General features: G+C 43.1%; 13 protein-coding genes and 1 other annotated feature. Of the genes, 9 read left to right on the forward strand and 4 right to left on the reverse strand.

Translation table 11 applies throughout. From position 1 onward, the window contains the following. The first annotated feature begins 120 nt into the window (after positions 1–120). The 3 genes from AC6CHU_RS14300 (at position 121) to gnd (ending at position 3564) form a co-directional block, all read left to right on the forward strand. On the forward strand, positions 121–594 hold the full coding sequence (locus AC6CHU_RS14300) for a chemotaxis protein CheW (protein WP_159868428.1): 474 nt from the start codon (positions 121–123) through the stop codon (positions 592–594). 130 nt (positions 595–724) lie between these two features. Continuing rightward, positions 725–2023, forward strand: coding sequence for a DNA polymerase IV (locus tag AC6CHU_RS14305; RefSeq protein ID WP_498122123.1), 1299 nt, complete (start codon positions 725–727; stop codon positions 2021–2023). A 131-nt stretch (positions 2024–2154) separates the two neighbouring features. After that, on the forward strand, positions 2155–3564 hold the full coding sequence (gene gnd, locus AC6CHU_RS14310) for an NADP-dependent phosphogluconate dehydrogenase (RefSeq protein WP_159868434.1): 1410 nt from the start codon (positions 2155–2157) through the stop codon (positions 3562–3564). 255 nt (positions 3565–3819) lie between these two features. Here gnd and zwf read toward each other — a convergent pair whose 3' ends face one another. Next, positions 3820–5289 (reverse strand): glucose-6-phosphate dehydrogenase, encoded by a 1470-nt coding sequence (gene zwf / locus AC6CHU_RS14315; protein ID WP_498122175.1) that lies wholly within the window; start codon positions 5287–5289, stop codon positions 3820–3822. A 523-nt stretch (positions 5290–5812) separates the two neighbouring features. Between zwf and rnz the strand changes: the two genes are divergently transcribed. The 3 genes from rnz to AC6CHU_RS14330 all read left to right on the forward strand — a co-directional run bounded on the left by rnz (position 5813) and on the right by AC6CHU_RS14330 (position 9230). Then, a complete protein-coding gene (gene rnz / locus AC6CHU_RS14320; protein WP_498122125.1) occupies positions 5813–6751 on the forward strand; it encodes a ribonuclease Z in 939 nt (312 codons plus the stop codon). An 18-nt stretch (positions 6752–6769) separates the two neighbouring features. Beyond that, positions 6770–7297 carry a histidine phosphatase family protein gene (locus tag AC6CHU_RS14325; protein ID WP_498122127.1) on the forward strand — a complete coding sequence of 176 codons (528 nt, stop codon included), beginning with the start codon at positions 6770–6772 and terminating at the stop codon, positions 7295–7297. An 88-nt stretch (positions 7298–7385) separates the two neighbouring features. Continuing rightward, positions 7386–7602: a binding site (T-box leader), on the forward strand. Positions 7603–7892: 290 nt separating this feature from the next. Then, positions 7893–9230, forward strand: coding sequence for a sodium-dependent transporter (locus AC6CHU_RS14330; protein ID WP_159868443.1), 1338 nt, complete (start codon positions 7893–7895; stop codon positions 9228–9230). Positions 9231–9268: 38 nt separating this feature from the next. Here the strand turns inward: AC6CHU_RS14330 and namA are convergent, their stop codons facing one another. From namA to proC, 3 genes are all read right to left on the reverse strand, one after another. After that, entirely contained in the window at positions 9269–10288 is a 1020-nt protein-coding gene (gene namA, locus AC6CHU_RS14335; protein WP_159868446.1) for an NADPH dehydrogenase NamA, read from the reverse strand. A 96-nt stretch (positions 10289–10384) separates the two neighbouring features. Continuing rightward, positions 10385–11662 (reverse strand): glycosyltransferase family 2 protein, encoded by a 1278-nt coding sequence (locus tag AC6CHU_RS14340; protein WP_236566295.1) that lies wholly within the window; start codon positions 11660–11662, stop codon positions 10385–10387. After that, positions 11593–12423 (reverse strand): pyrroline-5-carboxylate reductase, encoded by an 831-nt coding sequence (gene proC / locus AC6CHU_RS14345; protein ID WP_159868449.1) that lies wholly within the window; start codon positions 12421–12423, stop codon positions 11593–11595. Before proC ends, AC6CHU_RS14340 begins: the two co-directional genes overlap by 70 nt. 218 nt (positions 12424–12641) lie before the next feature. On the opposite strand from proC, the gene AC6CHU_RS14350 reads away from it, so the two are divergent. From AC6CHU_RS14350 to AC6CHU_RS14360, 3 genes are all read left to right on the forward strand, one after another. Further along, on the forward strand, positions 12642–12764 hold the full coding sequence (locus tag AC6CHU_RS14350; protein ID WP_268891679.1) for a hypothetical protein: 123 nt from the start codon (positions 12642–12644) through the stop codon (positions 12762–12764). 319 nt (positions 12765–13083) lie between these two features. Continuing rightward, positions 13084–14058: an MBL fold metallo-hydrolase gene (locus tag AC6CHU_RS14355; RefSeq protein ID WP_159868452.1), complete on the forward strand. Its 975-nt coding sequence runs from the start codon at positions 13084–13086 to the stop codon at positions 14056–14058. Then, the gene (locus tag AC6CHU_RS14360) at positions 14059–14853 is read left to right on the forward strand and encodes an SDR family NAD(P)-dependent oxidoreductase (RefSeq protein WP_159868455.1); all 795 of its coding nucleotides are present in this window, start codon (positions 14059–14061) and stop codon (positions 14851–14853) included. It begins immediately after the preceding gene. Positions 14854–14952 lie beyond the last annotated feature (99 nt).

Here is a 14952-nt window from a genome sequence, read left to right on the forward strand (position 1 = left end):
AAGAGAACCAATGCGGTTCTCTTTTTTTTGCTGCAGCATTCCATTATTTCCTTACTAGTTAGAAAATAATGGCTATGGTATATTAGTTCTATACAGAAGAGTTTCCGAGGAGGAAATGGGATGATTGAAAATAATAAGGCTGTCGTTTTCAGGGCAGGAAATGAGGAATATGCTACACCGGTTCCTTTTGTAATATCCATTGAAAAAATGGAAGGCATTACACCGATTCCTCATTTGCCAAGCTTTGTGAGAGGAATTGCAAAAGTAAGGGGAGAGCTTATTCCTGTTGTAGATTTTGAAGAAATTCTCTACAGCCGGAAACTTGCTGATAGTGACTCCGCAAGAATGATCGTGCTGCAGACAGACGAATTATCATTTGCCGTCCTTGTAAATGAAGCAAAGGAAATACTTGATATTCCAGAAGGATGCCTTAAACAGCCAGGTTTGATTGCCTATCAAAAAACCAATTATTTTACAGGTGTGGCTAATATCGATAATAGGCTGATTACCTTAATCGACCCTTTAAAACTGGTGGAATCACTCGACGGAATAAGAGAAATAAAAGAGTATATGAAAACACAGCATACTGCATAGCGGACGAATTATAGAACAGGGAATCAGAGAGAGATTCCCTGTTTTCGCTTTTTCAAAAAGTCTCTGATTAATAGAAAAGAAAAATATTTGCTAAAATAGAACTGAACTATTTTAACAGGGAAGTGCCGGCATGAAACAAATGTATCCAAAAAACGGGAGAGTAATCCTTCATGTTGATATGAATAGTTTTTATGCTTCGGTTGAGATGGCTTATGATCCCTCATTAAAAGGCAAGCCTTTAGCAATCGCAGGTAATCCGGAGGAGAGACGCGGCATTATTGTAACATGCAGCTATGAGGCAAGGACATTCGGAGTGAAAACCACCATGCCTCTATGGGAGGCTAAAAAGCTCTGTCCCCATCTGATTATCATGAAGCCTAATTTTGAGAGATATCGTGCTGCTTCGATGGGAATGTTTGATATATTGCGCGAATATTCCTCCCTCGTGGAACCTGTATCCATTGATGAAGGGTATGTGGACATCACAGACAGCTATGAGTTTGGGAGCCCGATAGAAATTGCAGAAACGATACAAAAGCAGGTTTTTCAGCAGCTTGATTTACCCTGCAGCATAGGTGTTGCCCCTAATAAATTTTTAGCCAAGATGGCTTCTGACATGAAAAAGCCAATGGGGATTACAGTTCTCAGAAAAAGAGATGTACCGAATATCCTATGGCCAATGGAAGTGGAAGAGATGCACGGAGTCGGCCGAAAAACCGGAGAAAAACTGAGAAACCTAAACATCACCACAATCGGCGAATTGGCAAAGGCGGATGAAATTATTCTCAAAGCGGCACTGGGCATTAATGGCCCGAGATTGAAACAAAAGGCCAATGGCCAAGATCATAGAAAAGTTGATCCGGAATCGGCATCTGAATTTAAAAGTGTGGGAAATTCGACTACCCTGCCAAGGGATGTTTCAAATCAAAGAGAGCTCTTCCGGGTATTCGAAAAGCTGGCTGCACAGGTTTCTTCCAGGTTGAAAAGAAAAAAGGTAATGGCGGTTTCTCTTGGGATTACTATCAGATATAAGGACCGAAAAACCATTACAAGAAGCCGCAAACTGAAGAATCCGATTCAGCATCATGAAGAAATTTACCATCTAGCCAAAGAGCTTTTTATAAAACATTGGAATGGGAATGCTGTGAGGCTGCTTGGCATTACAGGAACTGATCTTGTAGAACCTGAACAGGCAGTTAAACAGCTGGATCTGTTCAATTTTGAAAAAGATGCGAGGAAGGAGCCGCTTTTTCAGACAATGGATCTATTGCGCAAGAAATACGGCACTAAAATTATTGATCATGCAGGTGCACTCTCGGACATGAACTTAACTAGACCCCAAATTGGGACTGACACCAGCTTTAATAAAGACTTTTTGCATGGAAAGTCAGGAACAAGCGATAAAAATGAACAAGATGATAATTCATGAGTTTTTAAGGCAGCTATATGCAAAACTAAGACAGGAAAGTTGAATCAGGATAGGAATCTTGCTAAAGTAAAGTGGATTATTTTATTGGATTTTGTTTTTACGCATAAAGGGTGGAAGGGATGTAATAGAAGATGACGAAATCACAATTTGGTGTAATCGGCTTAGCGGTCATGGGGAAAAATCTTGCCATGAATATTGAGAGCAGAGGGTACTCTGTATCTGTTTTTAACAGGTCACGCGAAAAAACGGATGAGATGCTCAAGGAAGTGGAAGGAAGAAACTTTAAAGGTACATACACAATTGAAGAGTTTGTGGATTCTCTGGAAAAACCCCGTAAAATCATGCTTATGGTAAAAGCAGGGGGTCCGACAGATGCGACAATTGATCAGTTAAAGCCTTTGCTGGATAAAGGGGATATTTTGATTGATGGAGGCAATACCTTCTTTGTGGATACACAGCGCCGCAATAAGGAATTAAGTGAGCTGGGCATCCATTTCATCGGTACAGGTGTTTCCGGCGGAGAAGAAGGCGCTCTGAAGGGACCTTCCATTATGCCAGGCGGCCAAAAAGAAGCCTACGAGCTTGTTGCCCCAATTTTCCAAGACATTGCAGCAAAGGTTAATGGCGATGCATGCACCACATACATCGGTCCGGATGGGGCAGGGCATTATGTGAAAATGGTGCATAACGGCATCGAATACGGCGATATGCAGCTGATATCCGAATCTTATTTTCTTTTGAAAAACGTTCTTGGCTTGACTGCTGAAGAGCTTCATGAAGTATTCGCTGAATGGAATAAAGGCGAGCTTGACAGCTATCTGATTGAAATTACGGCTGATATCTTCACGAAAAAAGATGAGGAAACCGGAAAGCCTCTGGTAGATGTCATCCTCGACACCGCAGGCCAAAAGGGAACCGGCAAATGGACAAGCCAAAGTGCGCTTGACCTGGGGGTACCGCTTCCAATCATTACTGAATCCGTTTTTGCCCGATTCATTTCTGCCATGAAAGAAGAACGGGTGAATGCAAGCAAAGTTCTTCGAGGGCCAGCTGCGCCAGACTTTACAGGCGATAAAGAAGCATTTATCGAGAGTGTCCGAAAAGCCCTTTACATGAGTAAAATCTGCTCATACGCACAAGGCTTTGCTCAAATGAGAGCAGCTTCTGAAGAATATGGATGGGATCTGAAATACGGGGATATTGCAATGATCTTCCGCGGCGGCTGTATTATCCGTGCCCAATTCCTGCAGAAAATCAAAGAAGCATATGACCGTGAGCCGGGCTTGAAGAATCTTCTTCTGGATCCATACTTCAAGGAAATCGTGGAAAGCTATCAGGATGCTGCCCGTGAAATTATCAGCGTGGCTGTTAAGAACGGTATTCCTGTTCCATGTTTTGCAGCTGCATTGTCTTATTATGATAGCTACCGAACTGAAACATTGCCTGCAAATCTTCTTCAGGCACAGCGTGACTACTTTGGTGCACATACCTATCAGCGTACAGACAAAGAAGGCATTTTTCATACAAACTGGATGGAATAATAAAATAAAAACAGCGTCCGTGCGGCGCTGTTTTTTATTGGCTATCTTTGCAAAGCTTGCAGCTATTTATAGTTGATTGCAGCGGGTGTGCAGGATCCTCTAAAATGCATGTGCAATTTTTCGTGTGGTTTTCTAATCAAGCAAAGCCTATTTCAATGCCTGCAGGAGCAAGGGGACAGGTGAGACCCCGAAGACATAAAGCGTCTTTTCGTAAAATAAAAACCCCTGCAGCAAAACAGGGGTTTTTCGTAATGATTAACACTGTTCAACATCAAGGTCAGTTACAGGCCACCAGAAGAAACCATCTTTTTCCAGTAGTTGATCTGCTTCTTTTGGACCCATAGAACCGGATTCGTAGTTAGGGAAGCCTTCTTCTCTTGTGTTTTCCCATACGTCGGAAATTTTGTCGACAAAGCTCCAGGAAAGGGCCACTTCATCCCAGTGTGTAAAGTTTGTTGCGTCTCCGCGCATGCAATCATATAAAAGCCTTTCATAAGCTTCAGGTGTATTCATGTCATCGATGCCTTTGTTGGCAAAATTTAATTTTACCGGTGTGGCTTCAATGTTTTGGCCTGATTTTTGGGCATTCAAATAAAGGGTAATGCCTTCTTCAGGCTGAATATGGATAACGAGAAGGTTCGGATTCAGTGTTTGCTCAGTCTGATAATATAAGTTCATCGGAATGTCCTTAAACTGAATAACTATTTTCGTTGATTTAGCAGCCATTCTTTTACCTGTACGAATGTAGATAGGCACACCTGCCCAGCGGAAGTTGTCAATCATCAGCTTGCCTGCTACATACGTTTCGGTGTTAGACTGCTCATCCACCATGGGCTCCTGATTATAAGCCTGTACCTCCTGTCCATTTAAAAGGCCTTTTCCGTACTGGCCGCGGACAAAGTAATCTTTCACCTGGTCACCTTCAATCGGCCGCATCGCTCTCAATACCTTTACTTTCTCAGATCTGATTTCATCTGTTGTCAGGCGGATTGGCGGTTCCATTGCCAACAAGGCAACCATTTGAAGCATATGGTTTTGAACCATGTCTCGAAGGGCGCCGCTTTTTTCATAATATCGGCCGCGTTCTTCCACACCCAGTACTTCGCTTGATGTAACCTGGATATTTGAAATGTAGCGATTGTTCCATAAAGGTTCGAAAATAGCATTGGCAAAACGGATAACTTCAATGTTCTGCACCATATCTTTCCCCAGATAGTGGTCAATACGGTAAATTTCATTTTCTGAAAAGGCTTTTCGAATTTGCTTGTTAAGCTGCTTCGCTGATTCAAGATCATGCCCAAATGGCTTTTCAATGACAAGACGCTTAAACCCATCTACATCTGTCAGGCCATCTGCTTTTAAGTGCTCTGCAATAGTTCCAAAAAACTCAGGTGCCATGGCAAGGTAAAAAATGCGGTTGCCTTCAAGGGAATAATGAGTATCCAAATCTTCGGCCATGCTCTTTAATGCCAAATAGGAGCTTGAATCCGTCACATCATGCGAATGATAGTAAAAGTGAGAAATAAATTCTTCAAGTTCTCCGTTATCTTTAATAGCAGACTCAACAGAGGCCTTGACACTTGCCTGGAATTCATCGTTTGATAGCGGCCTTCTGGCAATTCCTACTACGGCGAAGCGGTCAGACAGCCTTCCCTTTTTGTATAAGCGGTAGAGTGAGGGAAATAATTTTCTCTTGGCCAAATCCCCTGTTGCTCCAAATATCATTATTAATCCGGCCGGTTTTTCGTTTGTTTTCACGATTCTAGAACCTCTTTTCGAAAAAATTTCTGTATGTAAGGCGGGACAGACTTTTGTCCGTCCTCAGCTTTGAGAATGAAGCTGTTATATTGCACTGCAAAAAAACGTCTGTACAAGTATAAAATTGTATCTGTTTACAGGTATTTTCGCAAATATTAAGTTTGTCCTTTTTACCATAGTTTCTATCTAACGGCCTGGAACTATCCTTTCAAATATAATAAAAAGGCTCTTTTCGTATAAATTGTTGTTTTCGTCTATCAATGTTGTCCGTTGATTGCAGCGAAGGGAAGCTCAAACTTTCCGCGGGGCTGGCTCGCGGTGGAGCCTATTCGACGCTGTGTGTCTGCAGGGCATTAGATACAAAAGCAGCTACCAAGCGAAAACAGCAAAAAAATTGAATGAATTCGAAGGCTGCTATGGTATATTTGTTTATATTCGTACAAGACCAGACAGGCAAAGTGATAAATTGCCGAAAGGAGGCACTTTACATATGGACATTTTTTTTCTGGGAACAGGAGCAGGAATTCCGGCTAAGCTGAGGAATGTATCTTCAATGGCTTTAAAGCTCCTTGATGAAAGAGGAAGTATATGGCTTTTTGACTGTGGGGAAGCTACCCAGCATCAAATTTTACATACAAGCATAAAACCGAGAAGAATTGAAAAAATCTTTATTACACATCTTCATGGTGACCATATATATGGGCTGCCCGGCCTTCTTTCCAGCCGCTCTTTCCAGGGTGGTGATACAGAGGTGACCTTATATGGGCCAAAGGGCCTGAAAAAATTTATTGAAGTCTCGCTTTCTGTAAGCGGCACATACCTTAAGTATCCTTTAAAAATAGCTGAAATCACTGAGGGCATTGTACTAGATGAAAAAGATTTTATGGTGGAAGCACACATGCTCGAGCACGGAATATCCTCATACGGCTACCGGATTACAGAAAAGGACCGTCCGGGTACATTGCTTGCGGACAAACTTGCAGAAGCGGGAATCAAACCGGGTCCGATATATAAGAAAATAAAGAATGGGGAAGACATAGAGCTTGGGGATGGAAGGATTCTCGAAGCGAAAAATTTCCTGGGGCCGGCTCAAAAGGGAAGAATTGTCACGGTGCTGGGAGATACCAGAATCTGTGATGCGGCAATAGAATTAGCAGCCGGCGCTGACCTGTTAATTCATGAGGCAACCTTCTCAGCGGGGGAAGAGCAGCTTGCATATGATTATTTTCATTCGACAACCCTGCAGGCTGCTCAAGTTGCACTCAAGGCGAATGCAAAGACACTTTGTCTGAATCATATCAGTTCACGATATGAACGGAAGGATTGGGAGCAGCTTTTGAAAGAATCACAGACCATTTTTCCCAATACGGTCATTGCTGAGGACTTTAAAGAAATTCATATCCCTCTTGATAAAGGAGAGGCGGATTAATTGAAAACCTTTTATATCGTGCGTCATGCAAAAGCCGAGGGCCAGCCCTTCTCTGCAAGATTGACAGAAACGGGGAGGATACAGGCATTAAAATTAATTGATTTTTTTATAGGCAAGGAAATCAATCGCATCTACTCAAGCCCATTTGTGCGGGCGATTGAAACAATCAGGCCGCTTGCACAGTCGAGAAATTTGGATATTATTGAGGAAAGCCGTTTGGGAGAAAGGGTGCTGAGCTCTATTCTTTTTGACGATTGGCAGGAAAAGCTTAAACAAAGCTTTTCCGATTTTGAGCTCGTTTTTGAAGGGGGAGAATCACATTCAGCAGGAATGAAACGGGCTTCCTCCCTGCTGGATGAATTAATCGCCTCCAATGAGAATCACATCGTACTGGTCAGCCATGGCAATTTATCAACGCTGCTGCTGCGCTATTTCGATGAAAGGGCAGGCTTTGAGCATCTCATGAAGATGAGTAACCCGGATGTTTTTGAGATTAAAATAAATGGTGATGATGCAGTCTGGAAGCGGATTTGGAATGAAAAGTAAGGCTAGGAAAAATTGAATTTTTCAGATTTGGCATTGACGGTTCTCTGCATGCATACTATAATCACACTTATACTTAAAACATTATAGTAAAAAAGCTATGAAGAGACTCTATTAAGTTTTATCTCCCTGTTTATAGAGAGCCGGTGGATGGTGAAAACTGGCACAAAGATAAAATGAATTTCATCTTGGAGCTTATCTTTTCTGCATTTAGCAGAAAAGACGGTAAATCCGTTATATTTTCGAGTGGAAAGTCACATGCTTTCAAAAAGGGTGGTACCGCGTGAATCTGAATTCACGTCCCTTTTGAAGAATGTGGCTTTTTTGTTTTTTAAATAGAAATCCGGCCGGTTTCTATAAAGTGAAACTTCAACCAGTGAGGGTTTTTTTTCCTGCACTGATTGTTAGTTGAGTCCCACAGGAAGCGGGTCACAAAGACGTTGCTACAGGATGTGGCGTTCTTAGTTTTTGTTCTTCTTTCGGGCCTTTACGGGCAGTTTGACCCTAGTTTACCCTCTATTGATTCATTTGAGTTTTGAAGTGGGGGGTCCTGCTGCCCGTTCGTTAGACTGCGATAAAAAATTATGGAGGTACAGGCATGCAGCAAAGTGAGCAATGGTCATCTAAGATAGGATTTATTTTAGCATCGGCCGGTTCGGCAATCGGACTTGGAGCAATCTGGAAGCTTCCCTATGTGACAGGAACAAGCGGAGGCGGCGCATTTATATTATTATTTTTGTTATTTTCCCTTTTAATTGGTTTTCCGCTTTTGCTGGCCGAGTTTGTAATTGGCCGCAGCACGGGGAAGGAGGCAATCTCTGCTTACAAGGATATTGCTCCTGGAACTAAATGGCACTGGATTGGCTACCTTGGCGTATTCACGTGTTTTCTGCTTTTATCCTTCTATAGTGTAATAGGCGGATGGATTCTGAAGTACATTGTTTACGGGGTTACCGGCTCGATGAATGGTGCAGGCAATTATGAGGAGCTGTTTGGCGCAGCCGTTTCAGACTCTGTATCAGTTGTGGCTGCACAAGGGATCTTTTTATTCATAACTGTCTTAGTGGTAGCCAAAGGCATTCAGCAGGGGATCGAACAGGTCAGCAAGATAATGATGCCTGCTTTGTTTCTTTTATTTATTATTTTGATTGCACGATCCCTGACATTGGATAATGCGATGGAGGGCGTCTCTTTCTTTTTAAAGCCTGATTTTACAAATTTAACTTCTGAAACTGTTCTTTATGCGATGGGCCAATCGTTTTTCTCCCTAAGTGTCGGGGTATCGGTTATGGTAACGTATAGCTCTTATCTATCTAAAAAGGAAAACCTGATGCAGCCTGCTTTTTCTGTTGTCGGAATGAACTTATTTATTTCAGTTCTGGCTGGACTGGCTATCTTCCCTGCTGTGTTTTCATTGGGCTTTGAGCCTGCTGCAGGTCCTGGCTTATTATTCATTGTCCTGCCATCTGTTTTTGATCAGATTATGTTTGGGAGGGTGTTCCTGCTCTTTTTCCTTGCACTGTTTTTATTTGCAACCTTAACATCCGCTTTTTCAATGCTTGAAATTGTAGTGGCTGCTCTGACGAATAAGAAGGGCAGCGGCAGAACCCGTGCAGCCTGGCTGACAGGTCTGGCAATCTTTATCGTGGGGGTCCCATCTGCATTATCCTTCAGCATCTTATCCGATATTTCCATTTTCGGCAAAATAATTTTTGATGCTGCTGATTTCCTTGTCAGCAACATCCTGATGCCGGTCGGAGCTTTGCTGATCTCCATATTTGTGTCATACAAAATGAAGAAGGACCTGCTGAGAAGTGAGTTGATTCAAGGTTCGAAGCCGCTGAATGGAATCTTTTCCGCGTGGTATTTCCTTCTGCGCTATGTGGTTCCTCTGGTTATTATCATTGTATTCCTTGATTCGCTGCAGATTATATAATAAAAGAGGGATGGCAGGTGCCATCCCTCTTTTTTATTTTACAGCCATCCCCGTTCATATTGCTTAGGAGGTTCAATTGATGTGCCAAGTTCTTTTGCTGCTGTCCGAGGCCAATAGGGATCTCTCAGCAATTCTCGGGCAATAAAGATTAAATCAGCCCGCTCGTTTTGGAGGATTTCTTCAGCCTGCAGGCCGGATGTAATCAGCCCGACTGCACCAGTATGGATATCCGCCCCTTTTTTTATGGTTTCAGAGAATTTGACCTGGTAGCCCGGGTAAGTATGTATTCTTGCCGGCACTACCGCTCCGGAGCTTACGTCAATAAGATCTACTCCCTGCTCCTTCATCCATGTTCCCATCTCTGCATAATCCTCTGCAGTTAACCCTTCATCATGATAATCATGTGCTGAAACTCTGACAAATAAAGGTCCATCCCAAATAGTTTTCACTGCTTCAATGACCTCACGGAGGATGCGGTATCGGTTTTCTGCTGATCCCCCATACTCATCATTTCGTTTATTGCTTAGCGGCGATAGAAACTCATTGATCAGATATCCGTGTGCAGCATGAATTTCTATTACTTCAAAGCCGGCTTTTTTGGCTCTTTCCGCCCCTTTTTTGAAAGCCTGCACAGTTTCTGCAACTTCTTCTTTGGTCATTTCCTTTGGTGTTTTCATCTTTTCATTAAATGCAATAGCTGATGGGGCGATAATTTCTCCCTCGACAGTTGCCTTTCTGCCGGCATGTGCAAGCTGTATTCCAGGTGAAGATCCATGTTCTTTCATTAGCCCGGTTAATTCCTTCAGGCCTGCGATGTGGTCATCACTCCATATTCCCAGATCCTGAGGAGATATACGGCCCTGTGGCGTTACGGCAGTTGCCTCCAGGATGATTAATCCCACCTGCCCGACTGCACGGCTCGTATAATGAGTCCGGTGCCAGTTTTCAACCATTCCGTCTTCATTATGACTGGAGTACATGCACATCGGTGCCATAACAATTCTGTTTTTAAAGGTGACGCCTTTAATTGTTAAAGGTGAAAAAAGTTTTGTTTCCATAATTTCTGCCCCCCCTTATTTCGCTATCCTAAATATTAAGTATATCAGGCAGTTTCATAAATGGAAAAGAACATGCACTTACGAAGGTGTGCGCTGTCAGCGTTTATTCCTCAATTCGCTTAACTTATATAATGTACCTCTCCAGACTATGCCTCCCCGTACAAAGGTTAGAATGCTGGCACGGATGATGGAATAAATAAACAGGAGAGCAGTAATTGGAAATACCGTAAACAGAAGCGGAGTAAATTTGGTCATTCTTTTTGTGATGATGGTATAAACACCTGCTAAAAAAATGATGTTTGCAAGGCTTAAACTGAAAATAATTATGTCAGTTGAAAAAATGGTGAGAAAGGGAAGCACCTGGGAACTGAATGTGCCGGCAATTGCAAATAGCACCATGCTAATGCGATAATGAAGTCCAGCAAAAGTATTCTTCTCCAAGCCTTTGAAGGCTTCTGGCAAGCTTTCATACCATTCAACTTCAATCAGTTCCATCGCCGTTGCCAATCTCTGCCTGAGGCCATTTTGTTTCATTTTCATTCCTAGCATTAAATCATCATCAGGACGCATTTTTATTGCCTTATGTGTCCCGATTGCTTCATAGGACCTTCTGGACACCAAGTTAAACGCCCCAATGCCAATTCCGATCTTAGAACGCTGATTGTTCGCCAGCCAGGGGCGTTTATAATAGGAGAAGCCGAAAAGGAAAAAAGCAATAAACGTGCTGAGCCAGAAACTCCTGCCCGTCAAGCTTGGTGCCGCGGTTAAATGGTCAAGTTCATTCTTGCTGAAATAATGAACTGCCATGCTGAAGGCATCCTGTTTAAATACCACATCGGCATCTGTAAACAAAATTAACTCCCCTGATGATTCCATATAACCTTTATAAAGGGCGTGGTTTTTTCCCAGCCATCCGCTCGGGAGAGTATCGATATGAATAGACTTAACCCTTGAGTCACTCTGCTGGATATGGTCCATGATGTCACCTGTGCTGTCGGCTGAACGGTCATTGACTAAAATCCATTCCATGCGTTTGTAGTTCTGCCGCAGCTGGGATTTTATACTCTCCGCGAGCTTGGCTTCTTCATTTCTTGCCGCTGTAATAACGGAAAGAAGAGGGCCTTCAGTCATTGCATCGCTATCTTCAAGGCGATCCATGCTTTTTAGTCCAAGGACAGCATCAATGAGTACTGCAATCCATACCAGAAGGCTTGCGCTTAATAGAATAATGAGCATTTGCAGATTTCGCATCCTTTTTTCATAGTTTGAATTAGTGGCACGTTTTTTAGGGCAGGTGCAGTCAGTTACATTTTGACGGTACTGCTGAAGCTTTGGCCAAGCCGCCTGGATTGGGCTGTCGCTTCCTTGATGCATTCAATGAAAGCTTCCTGCACACCATTCGCTTCAAGCACTTTTACGCCTGCTTCAGTGGTGCCGCCTGGGCTTGTTACTTCCTTTCTAAGCTGCTGAGGGTCCTTGGCTGATCTGGCCAGCATTTCCGCAGCCCCGATGAGTGTCTGGATAATGAATTCCTTCGCCATACCCTTTTCGAGCCCGATTTCTTCTGCGCTTTTTTCCATCGCTTCCGCAAGATAGTAAATATAAGCCGGTCCGCTGCCTGACAGGCCTGTTACAGCATCGAGCTGTCTCTCCTCAACAAATGCTGATTTTCCCACTGTATCAAAAATTTCTCTTACTTCTTTCATCTGTTCTTTGGTTACTCTTTCATTAGCCGATAAGGCGCTTGCTGATTTTCCGACTGCTGCTGATGTATTCGGCATGGCTCTCACGACAGGCAGCTTTTTTTCTGCCAATCGTTCAATGCTTTCGATCGAAACGCCGGCGAGAACGGAAATGACCAGCATGTCATCATGTAAATAAGGCTTTATAAGATTGATGGCCCCCTGAGCATCTTTTGGCTTCATCGCTAAAATAACAGCGTCGGCCCCGCTTAACAGCTCACTGAGATTGTAAGTGGCCTGAACGCCATAGGCTTTTTGCAAGGCTTGCAGCTTTTCTTCGCTGCATCGGTTCGTCACCCAAATATCGCTTCCGGCAATGAGCCGGCTTTTTACGATTCCTGAGATTAACGCTTCTGCCATTGATCCTGCTCCCACAACAGCTAATTTTTTCATATGCTGATATTCCTCCTTATTGTTGCTCCATTTGCAGCTGTCAAAATAAAAAAGCCTTTCCATCCAGTAAAGGACGAAAAGACTTTGCTTCCGCGGTACCACCTTCATTGCCTTTCCTTCTTCGTGCAGCATGCCTGCTGTGTTTTGAAAAGGCATCTCAATCCCGATAACGCCGGGGGGGCGTTTAGGTTTTCCTAACAGCTCATAAGGGAGGTTCAATGGTCAAGTGGACGGTGAAGCCTTTCAGCCGTTTGAGCTTCACTCTCTTTCGCCGTTTTCCATCTACTAATCTTATTCATCGCTATGTTTCTGCCGTACAGAAGTACAGCTTTGAGTTATGAAAATCAAATTTTAATTGTGATTATGCAAGAAGACATGCTTATTTGTCAAGTGCTATTTTTTGAAAAATTATTAATATCGCAAAAAGAGTTATGTGAAAATAATGACAATTATTAAAAAGAACGGTACACTTATTTTTATATATGTAAATTTCTACATTATGTTTTTGTATTCCGTTAATATGTGTGTCAGGCAAACGCTGATATTTTAAGGGATAACAGAACAGCATAATTAAAGGAAGCAATTGTTGGATGTCTGCGGAATTAAATAGAAAAACAGCTTTATTTTATTTAAATATAGTGATTTTAGGGGGATTATAAAATGGCAAAATGGAAGGATGGAATTGCAAAGCTTGTTATCCCGACACCATTTCCTGTCGGCGACGTTAATGTATATGCAGTAAAAGGGGAAAAGCTGACTCTTGTCGATGCCGGCCCTAAAACAGATGAAGCATGGGAAGCTTTAAAATCCCAGCTTAAAGAGCTGAATTTAACACCCGGGGACTTTGAACAGGTTGTTCTCACACATCATCATCCCGATCATGCCGGGCTGCTTGACTTTTTTTCGGACAATCTTGAGGTGTTCGGGCACCCGGTTAACCAGAGGTGGCTGTCCCGTACTGACGAGTTTCTAAAATTTCATGATGAATTTTACATAAAACTATTTAACGAATTTGGTATACCTGAAAGGTATGCTTCCTTTATAAACAAAATGAAAAAGACTTTGCGCTATTCCTGCAATCGTACCCTGACAGCCGAGCTGAAGGAAGGCTGCCAGCCTGAAGGGCTTAATGATTGGACGGTAATCGAGACCCCTGGGCATGCACAGAGTCATATAGGTTTGTTCAGGGAGAAAGATGGTGTATTCCTTGGAGGAGACCATTTGCTTGCACACATTTCACCTAATCCTATCCTGGAGCCGCCGCTTCCAGGCCATGCGGAAAGGCCGAAGCCGCAGCTTCAGTATAACGAGTCTTTGAAAAAGCTGCGGCAGCTGCCGATATCCCTTTTTTACTCCGGGCATGGAGAGGATATTGAAGATGTGAACGGGTTAATAAACGAAAGGCTGGGCCGCCAGCATGAGCGGGCAATGAAAGTAAAGACATGGCTCGAGTTCGAATCGCTCACTGTTTTTGAGGTATGCCGCCGCCTTTTTCCGAAAGTTTATGAGAAGGAGCTTTCCCTGACCATTTCCGAAACAATCGCACAGCTTGACTATTTGCATTCAATAGGGGAGATTTATATAAATAAAGAGGAGGAAGCCTTCTTGTATTCCGCATCAAAAGAGGTGGTTTGATTGTCAGACAGATTAAAAAATAAAAATGTGATTATCACAGGGGCATCAGGCGGGATCGGTGCGCAAATGGCCGTCCTTTGTGCCGAAAGAGGAGCAAACCTTGTCCTTCTTGCCCGCAGCATTGGCAAATTGCAGGAGCTGCAGGCTGATTTGCGTAAGCGTTTTTCAGTCGATGTACATGTGCATAAGCTTGACGTTTCGGACAGTGACGAAGTTTCGGCAGTTTTTTCCGAGATTATTGCCCGTTTTGATCATATAGACGTTCTTGTGAATAACGCAGGCTTCGGTGTTTTCCGGGAGGCGCATGAAGTCAAAGTTGAAGAAATAAAGGGGATGTTTGATGTAAACGTTGTTGGCTTAATGGCCTGCACGGGCATGATTCTGCCATTGATGAGGAAACAGAGGAGCGGGCATATTATTAATATCGCTTCACAGGCAGGCAAAATGGCCACACCGAAATCGAGTGTCTATTCCGCAACTAAACATGCTGTTCTTGGCTATACAAACAGCCTTCGGATGGAGCTTGCTGACAGCAATGTGTTTGTGACTGCCGTTAATCCCGGCCCGATTGAAACCAATTTTTTTACTATTGCAGATGAAAAGGGAACATACGTGAAAAATGTCAGCAAATATATGCTTAAACCCGAATATGTGGCCCTCAGGGTAGTCAATGCTATGCTCCGTCCTGTCAGGGAAATTAACCTTCCGCGGTGGATGAATGCGGGAAGCATCATCTTTGCCCTTTTTCCGGGACTGTTCGAAAAAATTGGAAAACGCGCATTTAATCAAAAATAAAAAGCTGCAGCCAAATGCTGCAGCTTTTTTGTTTTTGGCCGGCGAGGCGTCTGTTCTGGGAAGAAAGAACCACTTTTAAGAAAAACCGCGTAAAATTTC

Source organism: Cytobacillus sp. GQ23 (assembly GCF_059758675.1).